Here is a 22479-nt window from a genome sequence, read left to right as displayed (position 1 = left end):
CGCCCCGACCAGCGGCAACCGGTGCGGCCGTGGCGCCAGGAGCGCCGGCACCAGGACAGCATGCCCTTCGGGGCGCCGCCGCTGCCGCCGAACGATCCGGAAGCCACCATGCTGATCCCGCGGATCAGCGGTGTGCAGGGCGGCAACCGCTGGCCGGTGGCCGACCCCGACGTGCTGCGGCCCTACGACGCGCTGGCCACGCGCATGATGCCGCGGATCTCGACCTCGCCGTCGACGTCGTTCGGCGAGGGGCCGGGGCTCGACGCCACCGGGTTCATCCCGCCGGTCGAGGCGCCGGACAAGCCGGCCGCCCCGTCGCTGGCGAAGTCCAGCAGCCGGATCGCGATCGCCTCGCTGATCAGCCGGATCACCGGGTTCTTCTGGAAGATCATGCTGGTCTGGGCCGTCGGCACCACGATCATCAACGACTCGTTCAACATCGCGAACACGCTGCCGAACATCGTGTTCGAGCTGCTGCTCGGCGGGGTGCTGAGCAGTGTCGTGGTGCCGTTGCTGGTGCGGTCCCAGGACGACAAGGACGGCGGCACCGCCTACACGCAGCGCATGCTGACCGTCGGGTTCGTGCTCCTGCTGATCGGCACCGTGATCGCGGTGGCGGCCGCACCGCTGCTGACGTCGCTGTACCTGGACGACGACGCGACACAGGGCGCCACCGACCTGACCAACGCCTTCGCCCGGCTGCTCCTGCCGGAGATCCTGTTCTACGGCCTGTTCGCGCTGCTGTCGGCGATCCTCAACGCCAAGCAGATCTTCGGGCCGCCCGCGTGGGCGCCGGTGGTGAACAACCTGGTCGTGATCTTCACGCTCGCGGTGTACCTGGTCCTGCCCGGCGAGATCGTCGCCGACGACCCGGTCGACGTGAGCCAGCCGAAGCTGCTGCTGCTCGGCATCGGCGTCACCATGGGCATCGTCATCCAGGCGATCATCCTGGTGCCCCCGCTGCTGCGGACCGGGTTCCGGTTCAAGTGGCGCTGGGGCATCGACAAGCGCATGAAGGAGTTCGGCGGCCTCGCGCTGTGGATCCTCGGTTACGTCGGGGTCAGCCAGATCGGCTTCACCATCAACACGCGGGTGCTGACCAGCGGTGACCCGGGCGGGGTGACGATCTACTCGAACGCCTGGCTGCTGTTCCAGCTGCCCTACGGCGTCATCGGCGTCTCGCTGCTGACCGCGATCATGCCGCGGCTGTCCCGCAACGCCGCCGACGGTGACACCCGCAAGGTCGTCGCGGACCTGTCGTACGCCTCACGCATCTCGACGGTGATGCTGGTGCCGATCGCCGCGGTGATGTCGGTCATCGGCAGTTCGATCGGTGTCGCGTTGTTCAGCGGCGGGGCGAACTCGTCCGCCGACGCGTCCCGGCTGGGCGAGGCGCTGGCCATCTCGGCCTTCGGACTGCTGCCGTACGCGCTGGTCATGCTGCAGCTGCGGGTGTTCTACGCGATGAAGGACGCCCGCACCCCGACGCTGATCATGGTTGTGATGACCCTGGTCAAGATCCCGCTGCTGTACCTGTGCCCGGTGCTGCTGTCCGACCAGAACATCGTGCTCGGCGCGATGATGGTCAACTCGCTGACGTTCGTGGTCGGCGCGATCATGGGCCAGGTCTGGCTGTGGGTGAGCCTGGGCAACCTGCGCAGCAAGCGCGTGCTCGGCGTGATCCTCTTCACCGTCGTGGCGAGCGCGCTCGGCGTGGTGGCGGCGGTGCTGGTCGGCTTCGTCGTCCCGGACTTCGGCGAGCGGCTGACCGCGTGGATCAAGCTGGTCGTGCAGGGTATCGTCGGGCTCGGCGTGTCGTTCGGCGTATTGGCGCTGCTCAGGGTGGACGAGCTGAGTCCGGCGACGAAGAGAATCACCCGTTTGATCAAGCGCGGGTAACGAACGACGCACGGATAACCCTGTCTCACCCCGCGTGTTCACGTACGCTCGGTCCCAGATCTGGGAAAGAGAGCGTGGGGTGAACGAGAAGCGGAGCGAGCAGTCCGGTCCGATCCGGACGGGTGTCCGCGCACGGGGAGGCTCCCTGGCGCCGGGCAGCGTCGTGGGCGATGGCCGGTACCGGTTGCTCGCCCAGTTCGGCATCGACGAGCGGGCGGGCGCGCACCTGTGGCGCGCGCGGGACGGCCAGCTGCGGCGGGACGTCGCGCTGACGCTGCTCGTCGGCGATCCGGCGGACGCGGAAGCCGCCCGTCAGGCCCGCAAGACGCTCGAACGCGCCACTCACGCGGCCAAGTTCAACCACGACGCGGTCGCCCGCGTCCTCGACGTGCTCACGCTCGGCAGCGGCATCACCTCGGGTGAGGGCCTGCTGGGCGTGGTCGTCACCGAATGGACCAAGGGCACCGACCTGATCGACCTCGTCGCCGACCGCCCGGTGCAGCCGCTCGCGGCGGCGCGGATGGTCCAGCGGCTCGCCGAGGCCGTCGAGCGCGCCCACCACTCCGGTCTGGTGCTCGGGCTCGACCACCCGCAGCGCCTCCGCCTGACCACCGAGGGCTCGCTGCGGCTCGCGTTCCCCGGCCCGCTGCCGGACGCGACGCTGCGCGACGACGTGAAGGCCATCGGCGGCATCCTCTACCTGCTGCTCACCGGACGGTGGCCGCTGCCGGGCGGGCCCGCCGCCATCCCGGCCGCGCCGCACGCGCCGAACGGCCGCCTCGTCCCGCCCCGCTCGCTGCAGCCTTCGGTGCCGCAGGAGCTGTCTTCGCTGGCCGTGCGCACGGTCGAGGACGGCGGCCCCGGCGGCATCCGCACGAGCGCGGCGATCGTGCGCGCGCTGGAGATGGCCGCCGAGGCCGAGGAGCGCACCCAGCTGATCAAGGCCCAGATGGAGGCCGACGGCGACGGCACGATCTGGACGACGAAGAAGCCGGTCAAGGACCGCGCGCGCCGCCGCAAGCTGGCGCTCGGCGTCACCGTGCTGGTGGTCGCCGCCGTCGCCATCCTCGCCTGGCTCGGCATGCTGGCCATCAGCTTCTTCCAGGACGACCCCAGCTCGGGCGGGCCACCGATCAACGTGGCCAACCCGACGCCCACCGCGTCGGCCTCGGCGCCGGTCAACCCGTCACCGAACCCGCCCGCCTCCACCGGCCCCCAGATCGGCGCGCCGGTCGGCCCGGAGAGCGTGACGGTCTACAACCCGGACGGCAACGGCGACAACACCAGTCGCGCGCGCATGACCGTCGACGGCGACGAGAGCACGATCTGGCGGAGCGACCAGTACCGGCAGCAGTTCCCCGCCATCAAGGAGGGCGTCGGCCTGCTGGCGAGCTTCGACCAGCCGCTCAACCTGGCGAAGGTCACGATCACCGCGGACAGCCCCGGCACCTCCGTCGAGGTGCGGCTCGCCGACTCCCGCAACCCGGAGCTGGCGGACACCCGGGTGGTCGGCACAGCCACCGTGAACGGCCAGACCACGGAGATCACCCTTCCGCAGCCCCAGCAAGCGCAGTACGTGATCATCTGGATCACTCAGCTGAGTGACACGGACAAGGGCTTCCAGTCCCAGATAGGCGAATTGACGTTCCTGCCCGCCCAGTAGGGTGCTGCGGGTGACCGCAGCTGCACCAACGGACGCCGACCTCCTCGCGGCGCACGCGTCGGGTGACCCGCACGCGTTCAGCGAACTGGTCAGGCGGCATCGGGACCGCATGTGGGCGGTGGCTCTGCGCACCCTGCGCGATCCCGAGGAAGCCGCCGACGCCCTGCAGGACGCCTTCATCTCCGCCTTCCGGGCGGCCGCCAACTTCCGCGCCGAATCCCAGGTGACCACCTGGCTGCACCGGATCGTGGTGAACGCCTGCCTGGACCGGGTCCGGCGCAAGCAGGCCCGCCCCACGGTTCCGCTGCCCGAGACCGGGGTACACGAACCCGCGACACCACGCGACAGCATGGCCGACCGGGAGACCCGGCTGGTCATCAAGGAGGCGCTGGCCCAGCTCCCGGAGGACCAGCGGATGCCGATCGTGCTGGTCGACGTCGAGGGGTACTCGGTGCACGAGACCGCGAAGATGCTCGGGATCGCCGAGGGCACGGTGAAGAGCCGCTGCGCGAGGGGACGCGCCAAACTCGCCAAAGTTCTCGGGCACCTCCGGAACCCGGATGCGGCAGCGAACGTCCCAACTTCCGAAAGCAAACGGGAGCGCGACGGCCGTTCTGGGGCACAGCGCGAGAGGGAGGGACGATGACGGACGAGAGTCGGGGGATCGAGGCCGCCGGCCCGCCCTGGTCTGTCGACCTGCTCGCCGACCTGCACGCGGGTGTCCTGGACTCCGACGAGGCGGAGCGGTTGTGGCCGCTGGTGCGGGCGGACCTCGAAGCGCGCGCGATCATCGAGGCACTGGAGGCGACCACCGCCGACCTGGCCGATCTGAGCGCCGACCTCCCGCCCATGCCCGCGGAGTTCGCCGCGCGCCTGGACGCCGCGATCGCCGACGAGGCCCGTCAGTCCTTTCCGCAGCGGTCCGGCGTCGCGCCGGTGGTGAGCCTGGACGCCGCCCGCCGCCGCCGGAACAAGCGCATCGGCTGGATCAGCGGAGTGGTCGCCGTGGCCGCCGCCGCGGTGGCCGCCATCGCCATCACCGTCCCGGGCGGCACGTCGACGTCCCCCGGTGACAACGTCGCCGCGCCGCCGCCCGGTCAGAGCGCCGCGCAGCCGCCGCTGAACCTGCGCAGTGACGATCAGGCCGCCGCCGGCGCGATCGGGCAGATCCAGGGCGCGTTCGACTACGGCGCGCTGGGCAGCGCCGAAGCGCTGCAAACCTGCCTGACCGCGGCGGGCTTCGCCGACACCGCCCGGCCGATCGGCGCCCGCCAGGGCACGATCGACGGGCAGCCCGCCGTGCTGACGCTGCTCACCACGGGCCAGATCGCGAAGTTCCGGCTGGTCGCGTTCGCCCCGACCTGCGGTGCGGGCAACGCCGGGGTGCTGCTGGACAAGGTGATCGGCTAGCGCCGCTCCGTAACACCGGCGACGCGTGTCACGCCGGGAACACTGGACCCTACGATCGTGTTGAGCCTGGTACGCAGGTCACGACGAGCGGAGGTCTACGGGTGGCAGCGGAAAACGTTCGGAACCTCATCATTGTGGGGTCGGGTCCGGCGGGGTACACGGCCGCGGTGTACGCCGCGCGTGCCCAGCTCGAACCGCTGGTGTTCGAGGGTTCGCAGTTCGGCGGCGCGCTGATGACCACCACCGAGGTCGAGAACTACCCCGGCTTCCGGGAGGGTATCCAGGGCCCGGACCTGATGGAGGAGATGCGCAAGCAGGCCGAGCGCTTCGGCGCGGAGCTGCGTGCCGAGGACGTGGAGCAGGTCGAGCTGGAGGGCGACGTCAAGTACGTCACCGCGAACGGCACCCGCTACGCGGCCAGGGCCGTGGTGCTCGCGATGGGTTCGGCGGCGCGCTACCTCAACGTGCCCGGTGAGCAGGAGCTGCTCGGCCGCGGCGTGTCCGCGTGTGCCACCTGTGACGGGTTCTTCTTCCGCGACCAGGACATCGCCGTGCTCGGCGGTGGCGACTCCGCCATGGAGGAGGCGACCTTCCTCACGAAGTTCGCCCGTTCGGTGACGATCGTCCACCGGCGTGAGGAGTTCCGCGCCTCGAAGATCATGCTCGACCGCGCCCGCGCCAACGAGAAGATCAAGTGGGCGCTGAACAAGCAGGTCACCGAGGTCCGGGGCGACACCACGGTGCAGGGTCTCAAGCTGGCGGACACCGTCACCGGTGCGGAGTCCGTCCTCGACGTCACCGGCTTCTTCGTGGCGATCGGCCACGACCCGCGCAGCGAGCTGGTCAAGGGCCAGGTCGAGCTGGACGCGGAGGGTTACGTCCTGACCAAGGGCCGCACCTCCTACACCAACCTGCCGGGCGTGTTCGCCGCCGGGGACCTGGTCGACCACACCTACCGCCAGGCCATCACGGCCGCCGGCTCGGGCTGCTCCGCGGCCATCGACGCCGAGCGCTGGCTGGCCGAGCACGGCACCACCCAGGCCGAGGTCGCGCCCGAACTGGTGGGCGGCGGCTACGGCTCCGCGAACTGACTTCCAAGCTCGTACCGAAAGGGAGATGAAATGTCCGACACCGTCAAGGTGACCGATAAGTCCTTCGCCGACGACGTCCTGACCAGCGACAAGCCGGTCCTGGTCGACTTCTGGGCGACCTGGTGCGGGCCGTGCAAGATGGTTGCGCCCGTACTCGAGGAGATCGCCGCCGAGCACGGCGACAAGCTGACCGTCGCGAAGCTCGACATCGACGAGAACCCCGGCACCGCCCGCGACTACCAGGTCATGTCGATCCCGACGCTGATCCTGTTCCAGGGTGGCAAGCCGGTCAAGCAGATCGTGGGCGCCAAGCCGAAGGCCGCGCTGCTGTCGGACCTGTCCGACGTTCTCGCCTGACCCAGGCAACCCGGACCCGGGGGTAAACGTCTTCTCTGGACGGCCCCCGGGTTCTTTCGTTCCACCCGCCCGGATGACGCACCGACCGGCCCTCCGTGGTCACGGAGAGTCTTCAGGGCAGAATGGGTACCCGAGGTTAGCCCGAGTCTGTTTGTGCCGCATCGGTTTTTTGATCGGTGCCCAAGGAAAGAGCGAGGAGTGCATGCGGGTGCTCCGCCGCGGCGACGTCGGTGACGACGTCGCTGAGATCAGGTCGATGCTGGCCTCGATCGGTCTGCTCCGGCCCGATGCCGGCAACCTGTTCGACCAGGAGGTCGAACGGGCCGTTCGCGGTTTCCAGCAGCGTCGCGGTCTGCTCATCGACGGGGTGGTCGGATCGGCCACCTTCCACGTGCTGCGCGGCGCGACGTTCCACCTGGGCAGCCGTCCGCTGGCCTACCTGATCTCCTCGCCCGTGCACGGTGACGACGTGTTCGCCCTGCAGGACAGGCTCACCGAGCTGGGCTACGACGCCGGCCGCCCGGACGGCATGTTCAGCGCCAAGACCGAGACGGCGCTGCGCAACTTCCAGCGCGACTATGGCCTGGTCATCGACGGGATCTGCGGTCCGGCGACGGTCCGCGCGCTGCGGCAGCTCTCGCCGCGCGCCCGCGGTGGCCGCCCGGTCCTGATGCGTGAGCAGGAGCAGGTCCGCCAGTCCGGTCCGCGCCTGCGGGGCAAGCGCATCGTCATCGACCCTGGTCACGGCGGTGCCGACGCGGGCGTCGAGGTCGGCGGCCTGCGCGAGGCGGACCTGGTGTGGGACCTCGCACGCCGGCTGGAAGGCCGGATGAAGGCCACCGGTATGGAGGCCCTGATCTCGCGCGGCCCGGACACCGGCCCGGCCGAGTCCGAGCGCGCCGCCTTCGCCAACGACGCGGGCGCCGACCTGTTCCTGTCGCTGCACTGCGATCGCAACTCCTCACCGCACGCGCAGGGCATCGCCTCGTTCCACTGGGGCAACGGTCTGGGCACCACCTCCACGGTCGGCGAGCTGCTGGCCGGGTACCTGCAGCGCGAGGTCGCGGCGCGGACCGGTCTGCTGGACTGCCGGACGCACGCCAAGACCTGGGACATCCTGCGGATGACCCGCTGCCCCGCGGTGCGGATGGAGATCGGCTACCTGAGCAACCCCGGCGATCGCGCGAAGCTGTCCGATCCGGCGTTCCGCGACATCGTCGCCGAGGGCATCCTCATCGCCGTCAAGCGGCTGTACCTGCTCGGTGAGGGCGATCAGCCGACCGGCACCTTCACCTTCGCCGACGTGCTCGCGCACGAACTCGCGAAGGCCGAATAACCCAGACGCTCAAGAGGGGTTGTCCACAACATCCTGTGGACAACCCCTGCTTGTGGACGAATTCTGTGGATAACTCGGCTAGGCGCGCGCCGTGCTGGGCTCCGCGGTGGTGATGCTCACCTGGCCCAGAAGCCGTTCGAGGGCCGCTTCGACGTCTTCCTTCCAGGACAGCGCCGACCGCAGCTCCAGGCGCAGCCGGGGCCACTTGGGGTGCGGCCGCACGGTCTTGAACCCGACCGCGGTCAGGAAGTCGGCGGGAACCACGCAGGTGTGGCCCAGCAACTCGTTGTCGGCGTCGTCCGGCCTCGCGTCGCCGAACGCCTCGATCGCGCGCACACCGCGGCGCGTCATGTCCTTCGCGACCGCCTGGATGAGCGTGCGGCCCAGACCGCCGCCGCGGAACTCCGGCAGCACGTGGAAACTGGTCAGCAGGACCGCGTCGGCGCTCGGCGGGGACGTGGGGAACGCGATCGACCGCGGCACCAGGTTGGGCGGCGCGTACAGCACGAACCCGACGGGCAGCGTGTCGCTGTAGATCATCCGGCCGCAGGCACCCCACTCCAGCAGCACGGAGGAGACCCAGGCTTCCTTCTCGACCTCGGTCTGGCCGAACTCCTCCGCCTGCGCGCGCAGGTGCGGTGCGAGCTCCCAGTACACGCACCGGCGGCACTGCTTGGGCAGGTGTTCCAGGTTGTCGAGGGTGACACCCACGACGCGACGTGACACCTGATCCCTCCCCGGATTCGTCACGGCAGGCCCGACTGATCGCAGGGCGTGAGACATCCACGCAGCCTGCTCGGCCGTCTCCGAGAATAGGCGGCTGTGACCCACGCCGAAAGGCCGGGAATATCACAAGGACGAGTGGTTACACTCGAGAAACTGACCATCGACAGCAAGCGAAGTGCGATGACTGCGAACCCACCCGAGCACACCGGCCGCCGCGACCTCGATCCCCACCTCGCCCGTTACGCCGCCCGCACGGCAGGCATGACGGCCTCGGAGATCCGAGCGCTCTTCGCGGTGGCGAGCCGGCCCGAGGTGGTCTCGCTCGCGGGTGGCATGCCGAACCTCGCCGCCCTCCCGCTGGACAGTCTCTCCTCGCAGATCGGGGAGATCATCGCCGAGGACGGCCTGGTCGCCCTCCAGTACGGCTCCGCGCAGGGCGTGCCCGTGCTGCGGGAGCAGATCTGCGAGGTCATGGCGATGGAGGGCATCGCCGCGCACTCCGACGACGTCGTGGTGACCGTGGGCTCCCAGATGGGCCTGGACATGGTCACCCGGCTGTTCTGCGACCCCGGCGACATCGTGCTGGCCGAGGGCCCCTCCTACGTGGGCGCGCTCGGCTCCTTCGCCGCGTACCAGGCCAAGGTCGTGCACGTCGTGATGGATGACCAGGGCCTGGTCCCGGAGGCGCTGCGGGAGGCGCTCGCGGCCGCCGAGCGGGCCGGTCAGCGCGTCAAGTTCCTGTACACGATCCCGAACTTCCACAACCCCGCCGGCGTGACACTGGCGGTCGAGCGGCGCGCCGAGATCCTGGCCATCTGCCGGGCGCACGGTGTGCTGGTCGTCGAGGACAACCCGTACGGGCTGCTCGGCTTCGACGGCCAGACCTACCCCGCGCTGCGCTCGCTCGACCCCGACAACGTCGTGTACCTGGGCTCGTTCTCCAAGACGTTCGCCTCGGGCCTGCGGGTCGGCTGGGTGCTCGCGCCGCACGCGGTGCGGGAGAAGCTGGTGCTGGCCGCGGAGTCGGCCACCCTGTGCCCGCCGACGTTCAACCAGATGATCGTGTCGCGGTACCTCGCCACGCACGACTGGAAGGGCCAGATCAAGACCTTCCGCGAGAACTACCGGGAGCGGCGGGACGCGATGATCTCCGCCCTCGAACAGCACCTGCCCGCGGGCTGCAGCTGGACGCATCCCGACGGCGGGTTCTACGTGTGGGTGACCGTGCCGGAGGGCGTCGACACCAAGGCGATGCTGCCGCGCGCGGTCACGGCCCGGGTCGCGTACGCGTCGGGAACCGGTTTCTACGCCGACGGTTTCGGCAGCAGGCAGATGCGCCTGTCGTACTGCTACCCGACACCCGAGCGGATCAAGGAGGGCGTGCGGCGACTGGCCGCGGTGCTCGAGTCCGAAATGGACCTGGTGCGCACGTTCGGTAACGTGAACATGCGAGCGATCCCGGGGCCGGAGACACCGTCGCCGGACACCGCCTGATCGCCGCGCTGTTCGTCCACTTCAGACAGTAGATTGAGGAGAGTGCCGGCGTGGTTGAGCCGACCGTCGCCGTTCTCGCCGGCGGGCTTTCGCATGAGCGCGATGTCTCGCTGCGGTCCGGCCGCAGGCTGTCCGCCGCGCTGCGGGAGCAGGGCCTGACCGTCGAGGAGTGGGACACCGACTCCGGCCTGCTCGACCGGTTGCGGTCCGAGCGCCCCGACGCGGCCGTCGTGGCCCTGCACGGGGGCCAGGGGGAGAACGGGTCGGTTCAGGCCGTCCTGGAGATGCTGCGGGTGCCCTACGTCGGCACCAGCTCGCACAGCTGCCGCCGGGCCTGGGACAAGCCGACCGCGAAGGCGCTGCTGTCCGCCGCCGGGTACGCGACGCCGGAATGGGTCGTGCTCCCGCACAGCACGTTCCGCGAGCTGGGCGCGCAGGGTGTGCTCGACGCGATCGTGGACCACCTCGGGTTGCCCCTGATCCTCAAGCCCGACCAGGGTGGCTCGGCCCTCGGCGCCCAAGTGGTGCGGGACGCGTCCGAACTGCCCGCGGCGATGGTCGGCTGTTTCGCCTACGGCGACACCGTCCTGGCCGAGCGGCTGGTCGAAGGTGTCGAGGTCGCGGTGGCGGTCGTGGAGCGGGACGGTGAGCCGGAGGCGCTGCCCGCCGTGGAGATCGTGCCGGAGAGCGGCGTGTACGACTACACCTCGCGCTACACCGCCGGGCTGACCGACTTCTTCGCGCCTGCACGGCTGCCGGAGGAGTCCGCGAAGGCGGTCGGTGAGCTGGCCGTCGCCGCGCACCGGCTGCTCGGTCTGCGGGACATCTCGCGCACGGACGCGATCGTCGCCGCCGATGGGACGGTCTACTTCCTCGAAGTGAATTCGTCGCCCGGACTCACCGAGACCTCGACGGTACCGATGGCGATCGAGACCTCCGGGGCGTCGCTGGGCGCGGTGTTCGCCGATCTGGTCAGCCGGGCGATCCGCCGGTCCGGCTGACGCTGCTCCAGAACCACTGAGGGCCACCTTCCCGTGGGGGAGGTGGCCCTCAGTGTTGTCAGATCAAATCATCACCGTGACGAAACGACCTGGTGTCATTCCTCATCGGTTTTGACCGCCTGATTTGCCCGATTCGGGTCCATGATGGCGACGATTCGCTCCAGATCGTCGACCGAGCCGAACTCGACGACAATGCGTCCCTTGCGGCGGCCGAGGTCGACCTTGACCCGGGTGTCGAAGGTGTCCGACAGCCGGTTCGCCAGATCCTGGAGACCCGGCGCCTGCATCGCCTTCCGGGGAGCGGCCTTCGGCTTGGCGGGCGCCTCGCTCTTCTTGAGCGTCACCGCCTCCTCGGTCGCGCGGACCGACAGCCCCTCCGCCACGATCCGCGTCGCCAGCTCCTCCTGCGCCTCCGGGTCCTCAAGCGAGAGCAGCGCGCGGGCGTGCCCGGCCGAGAGGACCCCGGCCGCGACGCGCCGCTGGACGGGGAGGGGCAGCTTCAGCAGACGGATCGTGTTGGTGATGACGGGACGGCTGCGGCCGATGCGGGAGGCCAGCTCCTCGTGGGTCACCTCGAACTCGTCGAGCAGCTGCTGGTAGGCGGCCGCCTCTTCGAGCGGGTTCAGCTGGACCCGGTGGATGTTCTCCAGCAGGGCGTCGCGCAGCATCGCCTCATCGGCGGTCTGCCGGACGATGGCCGGAATGTTCTCCAGCTCGGCGCGCTGGGTCGCGCGGAGCCGGCGCTCGCCCATGACGAGCTCGTACTCGCCGTCGCCGAGCTCCCGGACCACGATCGGCTGCATGAGGCCGAACTCGCGGATCGAGTGCTCCAGCTCGGCGAGCGCGTCCTCGTCGAAGACCGAACGCGGCTGCTTCGGGTTCGGCTTGACGGCACTGGTCGGGATCTCGCGGTAGACGGCACCGGCCACCTCGCCGCTGGGGACGACCTCACTGTTGGCCGCGAACCAGTCCTTCTCACCGTTGCGCGCTGGTGTCTCCGCGCGCGCCGGGGCGCTGGGGGTCTCGCCTGCGGGCGGCCCGGTCGGGATCAGCGCGGCCAGGCCGCGCCCCAGACCACCCCTGCGTTCGGTCATAACGTGCCCCTCCTCGATCCGTTGCTGCTGCCGCGCTCGGCGATCTCCCGAGCCGCGTCGACGTAGCTCATCGCACCTCGCGAACCGGGGTCGTACGCCAGCACGGTCTGGCCGTAGCTGGGTGCCTCGGACACCTTCACGTTGCGGGGGATGACGGTCTTGAGGACGACGTCACCGAAGTGGTCGCGCACCTCGGCGGTCACCTGGTCGGCCAGCTTGGTGCGACCGTCGTACATGGTGAGGAGGATCGTCGAGACGGACAGCGCCGGGTTGAGGTGCTTCTGCACCAGCTCGATATTGCTGAGGAGCTGGCCGAGACCTTCGAGCGCGTAGTACTCGCACTGGATCGGGATGAGGACCTCGCGAGCCGCGACCATGGCGTTGACCGTGAGGAGGCCGAGCGAGGGCGGGCAGTCGATGAAGACGTAGTCCATCCCGAGCTCATCGACGACGTCCCCGGCGAGCGCCTCCTTGAGCCGGGACTCGCGGGAGGCCATCTCGACAAGCTCGATCTCGGCACCGGCCAAGTCGATCGTGGCGGGCACGCAGAACAGGTTGGGCGAGCTTTCGCTGACCGCCATCGCCTCCCCGAGCGGGAGGTCGCCGAGGAGCACGTCGTAGATGGACGGCGTGCCCGAGCGGTGGTCCACGTTGAGCGCGGTGCTGGCGTTGCCCTGCGGGTCGAGGTCGATGACGAGGGTTTTGAGGCCGTGCACCGCGAGGGCTGCCGCGAGGTTGACGGCGCTGGTCGTCTTGCCGACGCCGCCCTTCTGGTTGGCGACGGTCAGGACACGGCGCTGATCGGGCTGGGGGAGGGAGTTGGGTTCCGGGTGCAGCACGCGGGCAGCACGCTCGGCCTCTTCGGCAATGGGGGTCCAGTCTGACGCAGGCGGGGTCACCGGCCGAGCCACCTTTCCGCAATCGACACTGCTGGTTTCACGTGGAACATGGGTCGCTTCATGCTGATCTGGCCTCCACAAGCCATCTTGTCATCCCGCGCGCCGTGGCCGACGAACACTTCGCTCGACCCGAACCACGGTCGTCGGCGTTTCGAGCACACCGACCCCGCATTCAGAGACCGTGGGAACACCCCCACCGACGCGGGCCACCGCCGTCGCATCACGGGCAACTTCGTCGCGGGCACTCGCACCCTTGACTGCGAGCATCATGCCACCCTCGCGAACAAGGGGGAGGCACCAACCCGCCAAACGTGCGAGCGGCGCCACCGCACGGGAGGTGACCACGTCGGCGAGACCCACTCGCTTCCGGAGCACCTTTTCCTCGGCCCGGCCGCGCTCCACGGTGACATCCAGTTCGAGGGTCTCGACGACTTCGTTCAGCCAGTCGGCGCGCCTCGCCATCGGCTCGACGAGGACGACGTCGAGATCAGGCCGCGCGATCGCGAGCGGGACCCCGGGAAACCCTGCTCCGGATCCGACATCGATCACCCGAACCCCGGCGTCGATCCGCTCCCCGACGACCGCCGAGTTGAGCAGATGGCGATCCCACAGCCGCTCCACCTCTCGCGGTCCGATCAGACCGCGCTCCACCCCTGACCGCTCCAGCATGTCCACGAACTCGGCGGCCCTGTCGAGACCGTCCCCGAACACTCGCCCCGCCACCTCGGGCTCCGGCACCACTCGCTACTCCTCATCCCGCGTTTCACGTGAAACGACCGACCCCACCATTCTCTATGACGCGAACATCATCACGGGGAGGCCGACCGCAACTGTGGACGGTTTCACGTGAAACGCGTCCGGTCGGCGCGGGCCGAGGGTAAAGAAAAAGGCGGCCCACCGAAGTGGGCCGCCTCGATCCGATCGGTGTGGCGGAACTACGCCTCCGCCATCACGACCACTCGACGCTTGGGCTCCTCGCCCTCGCTCTCACTCTTCACGCCACCCACGGCCGCTACCGCGTCGTGCACGACCTTGCGCTCGAACGGGCTCATCGGCTGCAGCCGCACCTTCTCGCCGGTCGCCTTCACCGTCTCCGCCGTCGTCCGGCCGAGCTCGGTCAGCTCCGCCCGACGACCGGCACGCCACCCGGCGATGTCGAGCATCAGCCGGCTCCGGGTACCGGTCTCCTGCTGCACCGCGAGGCGGGTCAGCTCCTGCAGCGCTTCCAGCACCTGGCCGCGACCGCCGACGAGCTTCTCCAGATCGTCGCCACCGTCAATGCTCACGATCGCCCGGCCGCTTTCCACGTCGAGGTCGATGTCCCCGTCGTAGTCGAGCAGATCGAGCAGCCGCTCCAGGTAGTCCCCGGCGATATCGCCTTCGCGGACCAACAGGTCCTCACCGGAGGTGGTCGTCTCCTCCGCAGCAGGTGCCTCTTCTTCGGCGTCGATCGCTTCGACCGTCTCCGCCATGGTCATCTCCTTTCACCGGGCTCCAGCGCTCAGCGGCGCTTCTGCCCCGAGCCCTTCTGTCCTGAGTTCTTGCCGCCCTGCGAAGGCTTCTTGCGCTTCTGCGCCGAGCCGTTCTGCGGGCGTTGTCCCTGCTGCGCGAACCGGTGCGGCGAACCCGCCTTCGTCCCGGACTTCTGCCCGCTCGACTTGCCTTCGCCGTCCGGCTTCGGGGCCGTGTCGTCACCGTCGTCCGCGGCCTTCTTCTGCTGCACCGGTTTCTGCCCCGGCTTCGGCTTCGCACCCGGGCGCGGCGCGAGGGAGTTGCGCTTCTCGGCCGCCTCGGCCTTGCGTGCCGCCTCTTCCTTGTCGATACGCGTGTAAACCAGACGCTGCTGCATCAGGGTCCAGCCGTTGTTCGCCAGCCAGTAGAAGAGCAGACCGATCGGGAAGAACGCACCGAACACGAGCACACCGAGCGGGAAGATGTACATCGTCAGCTTCTGCATCATCGCCGTCTGCGGCGTGATGGAGTCCGGGTTCATGTTCTGCCGCTGCGACGAGTGCCGCGCGGTCAGGTGCGTCAGGATCGACGCGAGGATCATCAGCGGAATCGCGACCGGCGCCACGTCCCAGTGCCAGCCGCCGCCCTGGCCGCCGAGCATGGAGGTGTTGTGGATGGCGTCACCGATGTTGACACCGAACAGCTTGGCGTTCGTGTAGGAGACGACGCCCGCCTGGTCGAAGAAGTAGTTCTCCGTCTTCGGGCTGCCGTCCGATGGCTGGATCGAGAACGCACGCAACACCCAGTTCAGACCGATGAACACCGGGATCTGCAGGAGCATCGGCAGACAGCTGCCCAGCGGGTTGACGCCGTGCTCCTTCTGGAGCTTCTGCATCTCCGCGGCCTGGCGCTGCCGGTCGTTCGCGTACTTCTTCTGGATCTTCTTCAGTTCCGGCGCGAACTCCTGCATCTTCTTCATCGACCGGACCTGGTTCACGAACGGCTTGAACATGATGCCGCGGACGGTGAACGTCAGGAAGATGATCGCGAGGATCCAGGCGATCGCGTTGTCGGCCCCGAAGACGAACCCGAAGACCTTGTGCCAACACCACAGGATGAAGGACACGGGGTAGTAGATGAAGTCGAGCACTGAGCTACTCCTCGGTTGACAAACCAGGTCTCTGGTGGCGCCACGAGAACACCTCAGGCACCGGGTCGCGGCCGGGCATCGTCCACGGGCCGCAGCGCAGCAGCCGCCGGAGGGCGAGGTAGGTGCCCTTGGCGGCGCCGAAACGGGTCAGGGCCTCGACCGCGTACGTGCTGCAGCTGGGGTAGAAGCGGCAGCTGGGCGGGAGGTAGGGCGAGATGAAGCGGCGGTAGAACCGCAGCGGGAGCAGCAGCACCCGGGCCACCGGCCCGGGGCGCTCGACCGCGTGCGCCGTACCGTTTTCCGTGCTGGCGTCAGTCACCGGCGTGGCCCCTCGTGTCCGCGGTCGTCTCCGGCCGGGGTGGTGCCGGGCCGTCGGACGGGCGGCCCGGAAGCAGGCTCAGCCGTGTCAGCGCCGCGTCCAGATCGGCACCGAGTTCGGCGCTGGATGCGGTAGCTGCCGGTGGCAGGGCCCGCACGACCAACGAACTACCGGACGGCACGGTTCCGAGACGTGCCAGCACGAGGTGCCGCAACTGACGGCTCACGCGGTGGCGCACCACCGAGTTGCCGACGGCCTTGCTCACCACAAAACCCGCCCGCGGGGTCACCGCGGACGGGTCGGTGGACTGGACCGCATGCACCACGAGGCGGCGCCGACCTGCCCGAGCACCCCTGCGCATGACCTCGCGGAAGTCCTCACTGCGCCGCAGGCGGGCGGCACGGGGCAGCACGTCGCGCCTCGAAGCGGCGCTGTCAGGCGGACAGCTTCTCGCGGCCCTTGCGACGGCGGCCCGACAGGATGGCGCGACCGGCACGGGTACGCATCCGCAGACGGAAGCCGTGGGTCCGGGCGCGTCGACGGTTGTTCGGCTGGAAGGTGCGCTTACCCTTGCTCACTGCTACTCCTGGTCTCGACATACTCGGCGACGCAGGTGAGCCGCCGATCAGTTCGGGGGTGTCTCGAATCGCGCGCATGCGAAGAAACCCGTCGCGCGCGGGAGACCTATCGAGAGTACGCACCCCTCTCCGGCCGGTGCCAACCGGCCCCCGGAAGCACTGCGGGGGACCGAGTGGCGACGCCCGGTGAGGCGTGCCATCCTTGGCCCCCACGGTGTCTTGTGGGACCGCGCGAGGCTTTGTTAGCGTGTCTCCTCTTGAGTCGCCCGTTCGAGGTGCTCGGCGCCGCCGTCGGAAGGTGTGGAGGGTCTGGCTGGCGTAGGTTCGCACCCGCACGTGGAGTGGCTGCGGGCCGCCGTACATTAGTGCACAGCTGTGGACAACTCTGTGGATACTTGCTGCGCGCGGTGACCAGGGGGATCGCGCGGTACCGCTCGACGGGGTGATCACGTACCCGGCACGGGTGGTTTCGGGTTTCGGTGGGGAACGCCTGCGGGTGACGAGGGGAGGGGACGGAGTCGGTGTCCGAGCACCAGTTGAACCTGGGTGTGGTCTGGGACCAGGTGGTCCGGGAGCTGTCGGACGGCACGCTGTCGCCGCAACAACGGGCCTGGATGCGGGTCACCCGTCCGATCGGCCTGCTCGACGGCACCGCACTGCTCGCCGCCCCGAGTGATTTCGCGAAGGAAGCGATCGAGCGCGCCCTGCGTGATCCGATCACGCACGCGCTCTCGCGCCGCCTCGGCAGGCCCGTCTCGCTCGCGGTCAAGGTCGACACGGCCGAGGTCAGCCCTCCGCCCCCGCCTGCCGCGTTGGCCTACCCGTCACCCGCCAGTGTGGAAACGACTCCCGTAGCGGCGACCGAAGTGCCGGTCATGCCTCCGAAGATGCCGCCGCTCGACGACGGTCTCCTGCCGCCGCTGCGCCAGGTGCGCACCAACAATCACCGGCCGGAGCCGGTCAAGGCCGTCCCGCCCGAGGACGACGGTGACGAAGAAGTCGACGAAGAGGGCGAGGCACTGGCCGCCGCGCACGAGATCTGGCCGATGTTCTCCGGCCAGCCGAGCGCGGGCCAGCCCTACACCGCCCCCGCGCAACCGGAGACGTCGAAAACGAGACTCAACGAGAAGTACACGTTCGACACGTTCGTCATCGGTGCGTCCAACCGCTTCGCGCACGCGGCGGCCTTCGCCGTCGCCGAAGCGCCGTCCCGGGCGTACAACCCGCTGTTCATCTGGGGCGAGTCGGGACTGGGCAAGACCCACCTGCTGCACGCGGTGGGGCACTACGCGCAGCGGCTGTTCCCCGGGATGCGCGTGCGGTACGTCTCCACCGAAGAGTTCACCAACGACTTCATCAACTCGCTGCGCGACGACCGCAAGGTCGCGTTCCAGCGGCGGTACCGCGACATCGACATCCTGCTGGTCGACGACATCCAGTTCCTGGAGGGCAAGGAAGGAACCCAGGAGGAGTTCTTCCACACCTTCAACACGCTGCACAACTCGAACAAGCAGATCGTGGTGTCCTCGGACCGGCCGCCGAAGCGGCTGGAAACCCTGGAGGACCGGCTGCGCACGCGGTTCGAGTGGGGCCTGATCACCGACATCCAGCCGCCGGAACTGGAGACGCGGATCGCGATCCTGCGCAAGAAGGCGGCGCAGGACCGGCTAGCGGTGCCGGGCGACGTGCTGGAGTTCATCGCCTCACGCGTCGAGGCGAACATCCGCGAACTGGAGGGCGCGCTCATCCGCGTCACCGCGTTCGCGTCGCTGAACCAGCAACCGGTGGACGTCTCGCTCGCGGAGATCGTGCTGCGTGACCTGATCCCCGACTCGCAGGCGCCGGAGATCAGCGCGCCGACGATCATGGCGACCACGGCGGAGTTCTTCGACCTGACGGTCGACGACCTGTGCGGCCCCGGCAAGACGAAAGCGCTCGCCACCGCGCGTCAGATCGCGATGTACCTGTGCCGCGAGCTGACGGACATGTCGCTGCCGAAGATCGGGCAGACGTTCGGCGGCCGCGACCACACCACGGTCATGCACGCGGACAAGAAGATCCGCAAGGAGATGGCCGAGCGCCGGCGGATCTACGACCAGGTGCAGGAACTCACCGCGCGCATCAAACAGCGCGCGCGGTAGCGGCCCGTTCCGCGCACACCGCCTCGATCGCCGCGATGCCCCGCGCGATCGGGCCCTGTTCCTCGCTGTCCCGACGCACGCACCCGACGATCCGCCGGGACGGCCGCGGGTTGCCGTGCAAGGGAATTCGCACCACCTCGTGCTGGGGCGGCAGCGGCACGAGACACACCCCGAGCCCGGCGGCGACGAGCGCGGACACGGCGAACCGCTCCTTGGCCTCGTGCGCGATCCGCGGCGTGAACCGGCGGCCGCGCACGCGACCTGGAGCAGTGTGTGGGTGTCGTCGCTGCGTGGTAGTTCGACGCCGACCTCCTTGGCGAGCAACCGCAGCTGCTGCGAGACCGCCGACGGTGTGAGGTGGAGGGCCTCGGCCGTGGCCGTGACTGTGCCGTACTCGCCGAACGCCCGGAGGACGCGAAGCCTGCGGAGGTCAATCATGTAGCCGAGCCCAAAAGGCCACGTGCGCGAAGTCTCGATGGATCTTCACGGTTTCCGCGCCAAGACTGAAAAGCATGCGAGCCACTCCGGTACTCCTCGTCCTCGGCAGCGTCGTGATCGTGTAGGCGGGGCAGGCGTTCGGCAAGCAGCTCTTCGCCCGGGCGGGCCCCGGCGGGGTGGTCGTCCTGCGACTCGGGTTCGCGGCGCTCGTCCTGCTCGCGATCCATCGACCCTCGTTGCCCTCGCGCCGGAACCTGGTGCCGGTGCTGGGTTTCGGCGGGGCCATCGCCGGGATGAACCTGATCTACCCCGCGCTGCGCTTCCTGCCGCTGGGAGTCGCGAGCGCGCTGCAGTTGCTCGGTCCGCTCGCGGTGGCCGTCGCCACAGCGCGGCGGGTGCGCGATGTCGGGTTCGCTCGCCGGAAAGTCGGCGCGAGTGTCCAGGATGGATCGATGCTCGCGCTCGCCGTCACGGTCGCCGCGGTGATCTCGCTGCCCTTCGGGGCGACTGCCGGGCTGTGCCGTCCTTCCTTGCTACTGGCGGGTTTCGGCGTCGCCGTGTTGTCCGCGGTCGTGCCGTACTCACTCGATCTGGCCGCACTGCGCCGGATTCCGCCGGGCACCGTCGCCGTCCTCGAAAGCCTGGAGGCGGCGGTGGCGGGTGTCGCGGGCGCGGTGATTCTCGGCGAGCGGCTGGCGTTCACCGCGTGGGCCGGAATCGCTTGTGTGACAGCGAGTTCGGCCGCGGCAGGACGCGTCGGCACGCGGAAGCTGTGATCCCAGTAACGACAACGCATCGACCAGCGCCAGCGAGGTCACTCACTAGGTGGGTTCCGCGGCGACCGCGTCTGTGCGCGTCCATGGGGACGAACCGGCCCACAACTGGGGACAGTTCTGTGGACAGCTGGGGACAACTGTGGATCAGTTGGGGAGGCTCCGAAGTTGTCCACGGACGGCCCGAGTTGTCCACCGGAAGTACTCCCCAGCTGTCCACACCCCGCCGCGCGAGCGGACCTGCGACGATGGCAGTAGTCCCCAGAATCCACAGCCCCTATTACTGTCACTGCCTTTGGTTTTTTCTCAAGAAGTCCTTAGAACGAAAACAGGGGGCTGTGGACATGGGGACAACGCTCCGAACGAGATCGGCTTGTCGACAAATCGATGGCGTGCCCCGAGTGACGTCGGTGCCGCTCACGTTCTAACGTGGGTATCCACACCCAGCCCGCTCGTCGTTGGCGACATCGGCACCGGGCCACACCACACTGCGAGATCCCTGGCCAGGGCGTTCCTCATCGTCTGTCCAGGGATGTTTGTCGATCTTCTCGGGCCGCGTGAGGGGCTCGGCTGTCGAAAGGATGGGCACATGAAGATCCGCGTCGAGCGCGACGGGCTCGCGGACGCCGTCGCGTGGGTGGCACGCAGCCTGCCGTCCAGGCCACCGGTCCCCGTGCTGGGCGGTGTCCTGCTCGACGCCGGATCCGACGGCTCGACCGACGCGCTCACCGTCTCCGGCTTCGACTACGAGGTCTCCGCCACGGTCGGCGTTCCCGCGACGATCGCCGACGGCGGACGCCTGCTCGTGTCCGGACGGCTACTCGCCGACATCACCAAATCGCTCCCGGCCCAGCCGGTCGAGATCTCCGTCGACGGCTCCCGCGCGTCCATCACCTGCGGCAGCGCCCGGTTCAGCCTGCCGACCATGCCGGTCGAGGACTATCCGCAGCTGCCGGCCCAGCCCGCGCTCGCCGGTGAGGTCGCGGGCGAGGCGTTCGGCCAGGCCGTCACCCAGGTCGCGGTCGCGGCGGGCAAGGACGACACCCTGCCGATGCTGACCGGTATGCGGCTGGAGATCTCCGGCAGCTCGCTCACCCTCGTGGCCACCGACCGCTTCCGGCTGGCGATGCGCGAATTCGCGTGGGAGCCCGCCGAGGGCCTGGCCGACGCCGCGGTCCTGGTGCCCGCCCGGACGCTCGCCGAAGCGGCCAAGACGCTCGGCGCCGCCGGCAACAAGGTGTCGGTCGGGCTCGCCAGCGGCGAAGGTCTGCTGGGCCTGTCCGGCAACGGCCGCTACACGACCACCCGGCTGCTCGACGCCGAGTTCCCGCCATACCGGCAACTCCTTCCCAGCCAGCACACCTCCCGCGCGGTGATCGGGGTGTCCCCGCTCTCCGAGGCGATCAAACGTGTGTCCCTCGTGGCGGAGCGGGGTACTCAGGTGCGGCTGGAGTTCGGCGACAACTCGCTGCGCCTGTCGGCCGGCGGCGACGACGAGGGCAGCGCCGAAGAGGAGCTGCCGGTGGAGTACGAGGGTGAGCCGGTGACGATCGCGTTCAACCCGGGTTACCTCGTCGACGGGCTCGGCGCCCTGCACCACGACCGCGCCGAGCTGACCTTCACCACCCCGAACCGTCCGGCTTTGATCAAGCCGGCCGACGAGCAGGGCCAGGTCGTTCCTGGTTACCTCTACCTACTGATGCCGGTCCGCCTACCCGGCTGACCGCGACGAGGAAGAAAGCACGGAGGGGAGTTCCATGGTTCAGCTGGGACTGGTGGGCCTCGGCAAGATGGGCTTCAACATGCGCGAGCGGCTGCGTGCCGCCGGGCACGAGGTGGTCGGCTACGACCGCAACGAGGCCGTTTCGGACTCGGCCTCGCTCGCCGACATGGTGTCCAAACTGGACGCTCCGCGCATCGTCTGGGTGATGGTTCCGGCGGGGGGCCCGACCCGGGAGACCGTCGCCGAGCTGGGGGAGCTGCTCGCCGGGGGCGATCTGGTGATCGACGGCGGCAACTCCCGCTTCACCGACGACAAGCACAACGCGGAAGTGTTGTCCGGCAAGGGCGTCGGCTACCTCGACTGTGGTGTGTCCGGCGGGGTCTGGGGCAAGGAGAACGGCTACGGCCTGATGGTCGGTGGCGACAAGGCGCACGTCGAGCGCGCCATGCCGATCTTCGACACGCTTCGCCCGGACGGCCCGCGCGAGGAGGGCTTCGCGCACGCCGGCTCGGTCGGCGCGGGCCACTACGCGAAGATGATCCACAACGGCATCGAGTACGGCTTGATGCAGGCCTACGCCGAGGGCTTCGAACTGCTGGAGGCCGCGAAGGTCGTCGAGGACGTGCCCGCTGTGATCAAGGGCTGGCAGCGCGGCACCGTCGTGCGTTCCTGGCTGCTGGACCTGCTGGTGCGTGCGCTGGACGAGGACCCGGAGCTGGACGATCTCGAAGGTTACGTCGAGGACTCCGGCGAGGGCCGCTGGACGCTGGAGGAGGCCATCAACCACGCGGTGCCGGCGCCGGTCATCTCGGCCGCGCTGTTCGCGCGGTTCTCCTCGCGGCAGAAGGACTCCTCCGCGATGCGGGCGGTCGCCGCGCTGCGCAACCAGTTCGGTGGCCACGCGGTGAAGAAGATCGGCGGGTAGGCATTCCGCC

The 22479-nt window shown here is 69.3% G+C and carries 23 protein-coding genes and 1 pseudogene; 13 read left to right on the top strand and 11 right to left on the bottom strand.

Translation table 11 applies throughout. The features are described 5' to 3' along the window. The first annotated feature begins 60 nt into the window (after positions 1–60). The 7 genes from murJ (at position 61) to HNR02_RS08970 (ending at position 7756) form a co-directional block, all read left to right on the top strand. Positions 61–1899, top strand: a complete 1839-nt coding sequence (gene murJ / locus HNR02_RS09000; RefSeq protein ID WP_179772698.1) for a murein biosynthesis integral membrane protein MurJ — start codon at positions 61–63, stop codon at positions 1897–1899. Between the two features lie 79 nt (positions 1900–1978). Next, positions 1979–3562: a protein kinase family protein gene (locus HNR02_RS08995; protein ID WP_179772697.1), complete on the top strand. Its 1584-nt coding sequence runs from the start codon at positions 1979–1981 to the stop codon at positions 3560–3562. Positions 3563–3572: 10 nt separating this feature from the next. Further along, positions 3573–4208, top strand: coding sequence for an RNA polymerase sigma factor SigM (gene sigM, locus HNR02_RS08990; RefSeq protein ID WP_179772696.1), 636 nt, complete (start codon positions 3573–3575; stop codon positions 4206–4208). Further along, entirely contained in the window at positions 4205–4972 is a 768-nt protein-coding gene (locus HNR02_RS08985) for an RsmA family anti-sigma factor (RefSeq protein WP_179772695.1), read from the top strand. The genes sigM and HNR02_RS08985 overlap by 4 nt, the downstream gene beginning before the upstream one ends. A 101-nt stretch (positions 4973–5073) precedes the next feature. Then, positions 5074–6063, top strand: coding sequence for a thioredoxin-disulfide reductase (gene trxB, locus HNR02_RS08980; RefSeq protein ID WP_179772694.1), 990 nt, complete (start codon positions 5074–5076; stop codon positions 6061–6063). A 30-nt stretch (positions 6064–6093) separates the two neighbouring features. After that, positions 6094–6420 carry a thioredoxin gene (gene trxA, locus HNR02_RS08975; RefSeq protein WP_179772693.1) on the top strand — a complete coding sequence of 109 codons (327 nt, stop codon included), beginning with the start codon at positions 6094–6096 and terminating at the stop codon, positions 6418–6420. A gap of 202 nt (positions 6421–6622) precedes the next feature. Then, complete coding sequence (locus HNR02_RS08970) at positions 6623–7756, top strand: N-acetylmuramoyl-L-alanine amidase (RefSeq protein ID WP_179772692.1); 1134 nt, start codon at positions 6623–6625, stop codon at positions 7754–7756. Between the two features lie 78 nt (positions 7757–7834). Here the strand turns inward: HNR02_RS08970 and HNR02_RS08965 are convergent, their stop codons facing one another. Further along, complete coding sequence (locus HNR02_RS08965) at positions 7835–8482, bottom strand: GNAT family N-acetyltransferase (RefSeq protein ID WP_179772691.1); 648 nt, start codon at positions 8480–8482, stop codon at positions 7835–7837. Positions 8483–8662: 180 nt separating this feature from the next. Between HNR02_RS08965 and HNR02_RS08960 the strand changes: the two genes are divergently transcribed. Continuing rightward, positions 8663–9976 carry an aminotransferase-like domain-containing protein gene (locus tag HNR02_RS08960; protein WP_179772690.1) on the top strand — a complete coding sequence of 438 codons (1314 nt, stop codon included), beginning with the start codon at positions 8663–8665 and terminating at the stop codon, positions 9974–9976. 50 nt (positions 9977–10026) lie between these two features. Next, entirely contained in the window at positions 10027–10977 is a 951-nt protein-coding gene (locus HNR02_RS08955) for a D-alanine--D-alanine ligase family protein (RefSeq protein ID WP_179772689.1), read from the top strand. 95 nt (positions 10978–11072) lie between these two features. On the opposite strand, the gene HNR02_RS08950 is transcribed toward HNR02_RS08955, so the two are convergent. From HNR02_RS08950 to rpmH, 8 genes are all read right to left on the bottom strand, one after another. After that, complete coding sequence (locus tag HNR02_RS08950) at positions 11073–12071, bottom strand: ParB/RepB/Spo0J family partition protein (protein WP_179772688.1); 999 nt, start codon at positions 12069–12071, stop codon at positions 11073–11075. Continuing rightward, the gene (locus HNR02_RS08945) at positions 12068–12970 is read right to left on the bottom strand and encodes a ParA family protein (protein WP_312860953.1); all 903 of its coding nucleotides are present in this window, start codon (positions 12968–12970) and stop codon (positions 12068–12070) included. The genes HNR02_RS08950 and HNR02_RS08945 overlap by 4 nt, the downstream gene beginning before the upstream one ends. Before the next feature lie 90 nt (positions 12971–13060). Then, the gene (gene rsmG / locus HNR02_RS08940) at positions 13061–13711 is read right to left on the bottom strand and encodes a 16S rRNA (guanine(527)-N(7))-methyltransferase RsmG (protein ID WP_179772687.1); all 651 of its coding nucleotides are present in this window, start codon (positions 13709–13711) and stop codon (positions 13061–13063) included. A gap of 194 nt (positions 13712–13905) precedes the next feature. Next, positions 13906–14442: a Jag family protein gene (locus HNR02_RS08935; RefSeq protein ID WP_179772686.1), complete on the bottom strand. Its 537-nt coding sequence runs from the start codon at positions 14440–14442 to the stop codon at positions 13906–13908. A 29-nt stretch (positions 14443–14471) separates the two neighbouring features. After that, positions 14472–15572, bottom strand: a complete 1101-nt coding sequence (gene yidC / locus HNR02_RS08930) for a membrane protein insertase YidC (protein WP_179772685.1) — start codon at positions 15570–15572, stop codon at positions 14472–14474. Positions 15573–15576: 4 nt separating this feature from the next. Continuing rightward, complete coding sequence (yidD, locus tag HNR02_RS08925; RefSeq protein WP_179772684.1) at positions 15577–15891, bottom strand: membrane protein insertion efficiency factor YidD; 315 nt, start codon at positions 15889–15891, stop codon at positions 15577–15579. Next, positions 15884–16303: a ribonuclease P protein component gene (gene rnpA / locus HNR02_RS08920; RefSeq protein ID WP_179772683.1), complete on the bottom strand. Its 420-nt coding sequence runs from the start codon at positions 16301–16303 to the stop codon at positions 15884–15886. The genes yidD and rnpA overlap by 8 nt, the downstream gene beginning before the upstream one ends. 22 nt (positions 16304–16325) lie before the next feature. Continuing rightward, on the bottom strand, positions 16326–16469 hold the full coding sequence (gene rpmH / locus HNR02_RS08915; protein WP_179772682.1) for a 50S ribosomal protein L34: 144 nt from the start codon (positions 16467–16469) through the stop codon (positions 16326–16328). A 521-nt stretch (positions 16470–16990) separates the two neighbouring features. Here rpmH and dnaA point away from each other — a divergent pair. After that, positions 16991–18610, top strand: coding sequence for a chromosomal replication initiator protein DnaA (gene dnaA / locus HNR02_RS08910; RefSeq protein WP_179772681.1), 1620 nt, complete (start codon positions 16991–16993; stop codon positions 18608–18610). Here dnaA and HNR02_RS35365 read toward each other — a convergent pair. Then, positions 18591–18866: a type 2 periplasmic-binding domain-containing protein gene (locus HNR02_RS35365; protein ID WP_246338529.1), complete on the bottom strand. Its 276-nt coding sequence runs from the start codon at positions 18864–18866 to the stop codon at positions 18591–18593. The genes dnaA and HNR02_RS35365 overlap by 20 nt on opposite strands. 98 nt (positions 18867–18964) lie before the next feature. After that, positions 18965–19048, bottom strand: a pseudogene (locus HNR02_RS35360) (LysR family transcriptional regulator); the annotation flags it as partial. 176 nt (positions 19049–19224) lie between these two features. Here HNR02_RS35360 and HNR02_RS08900 point away from each other — a divergent pair. The 3 genes from HNR02_RS08900 (at position 19225) to gnd (ending at position 22469) form a co-directional block, all read left to right on the top strand. Next, positions 19225–19824, top strand: coding sequence for an EamA family transporter (locus tag HNR02_RS08900; RefSeq protein WP_312860952.1), 600 nt, complete (start codon positions 19225–19227; stop codon positions 19822–19824). 586 nt (positions 19825–20410) lie between these two features. Then, positions 20411–21544 carry a DNA polymerase III subunit beta gene (gene dnaN, locus HNR02_RS08895; RefSeq protein ID WP_179772680.1) on the top strand — a complete coding sequence of 378 codons (1134 nt, stop codon included), beginning with the start codon at positions 20411–20413 and terminating at the stop codon, positions 21542–21544. Between the two features lie 34 nt (positions 21545–21578). Further along, positions 21579–22469 (top strand): phosphogluconate dehydrogenase (NAD(+)-dependent, decarboxylating), encoded by an 891-nt coding sequence (gnd, locus tag HNR02_RS08890; protein ID WP_179772679.1) that lies wholly within the window; start codon positions 21579–21581, stop codon positions 22467–22469. Positions 22470–22479: the final 10 nt, after the last annotated feature.

The organism is Amycolatopsis endophytica (genome assembly GCF_013410405.1).
GTDB lineage: Bacteria > Actinomycetota > Actinomycetes > Mycobacteriales > Pseudonocardiaceae > Amycolatopsis_E > Amycolatopsis_E endophytica.
The sequence above is the reverse complement of the archived record's forward strand: the minus strand, read 5'-3'. Positions and strand labels throughout refer to the sequence as shown.

Bases quoted from the DNA above. Each gene is read 5' to 3' on its own strand.
- murJ (WP_179772698.1), top strand. From the start codon at position 61: ATGCCCTTCGGGGCGCCGCCGCTGCCGCCGAACGATCCGGAAGCCACC.
- HNR02_RS08985 (WP_179772695.1), top strand. From the start codon at position 4,205: ATGACGGACGAGAGTCGGGGGATCGAGGCCGCCGGCCCGCCCTGGTCT.
- trxA (WP_179772693.1), top strand. From the start codon at position 6,094: ATGTCCGACACCGTCAAGGTGACCGATAAGTCCTTCGCCGACGACGTC.
- HNR02_RS08970 (WP_179772692.1), top strand. From the start codon at position 6,623: ATGCGGGTGCTCCGCCGCGGCGACGTCGGTGACGACGTCGCTGAGATC.
- HNR02_RS08960 (WP_179772690.1), top strand. From the start codon at position 8,663: ATGACTGCGAACCCACCCGAGCACACCGGCCGCCGCGACCTCGATCCC.
- HNR02_RS08950 (WP_179772688.1), bottom strand. From the start codon at position 12,071: ATGACCGAACGCAGGGGTGGTCTGGGGCGCGGCCTGGCCGCGCTGATC.
- HNR02_RS08935 (WP_179772686.1), bottom strand. From the start codon at position 14,442: ATGGCGGAGACGGTCGAAGCGATCGACGCCGAAGAAGAGGCACCTGCT.
- dnaN (WP_179772680.1), top strand. From the start codon at position 20,411: ATGAAGATCCGCGTCGAGCGCGACGGGCTCGCGGACGCCGTCGCGTGG.
- gnd (WP_179772679.1), top strand. From the start codon at position 21,579: ATGGTTCAGCTGGGACTGGTGGGCCTCGGCAAGATGGGCTTCAACATG.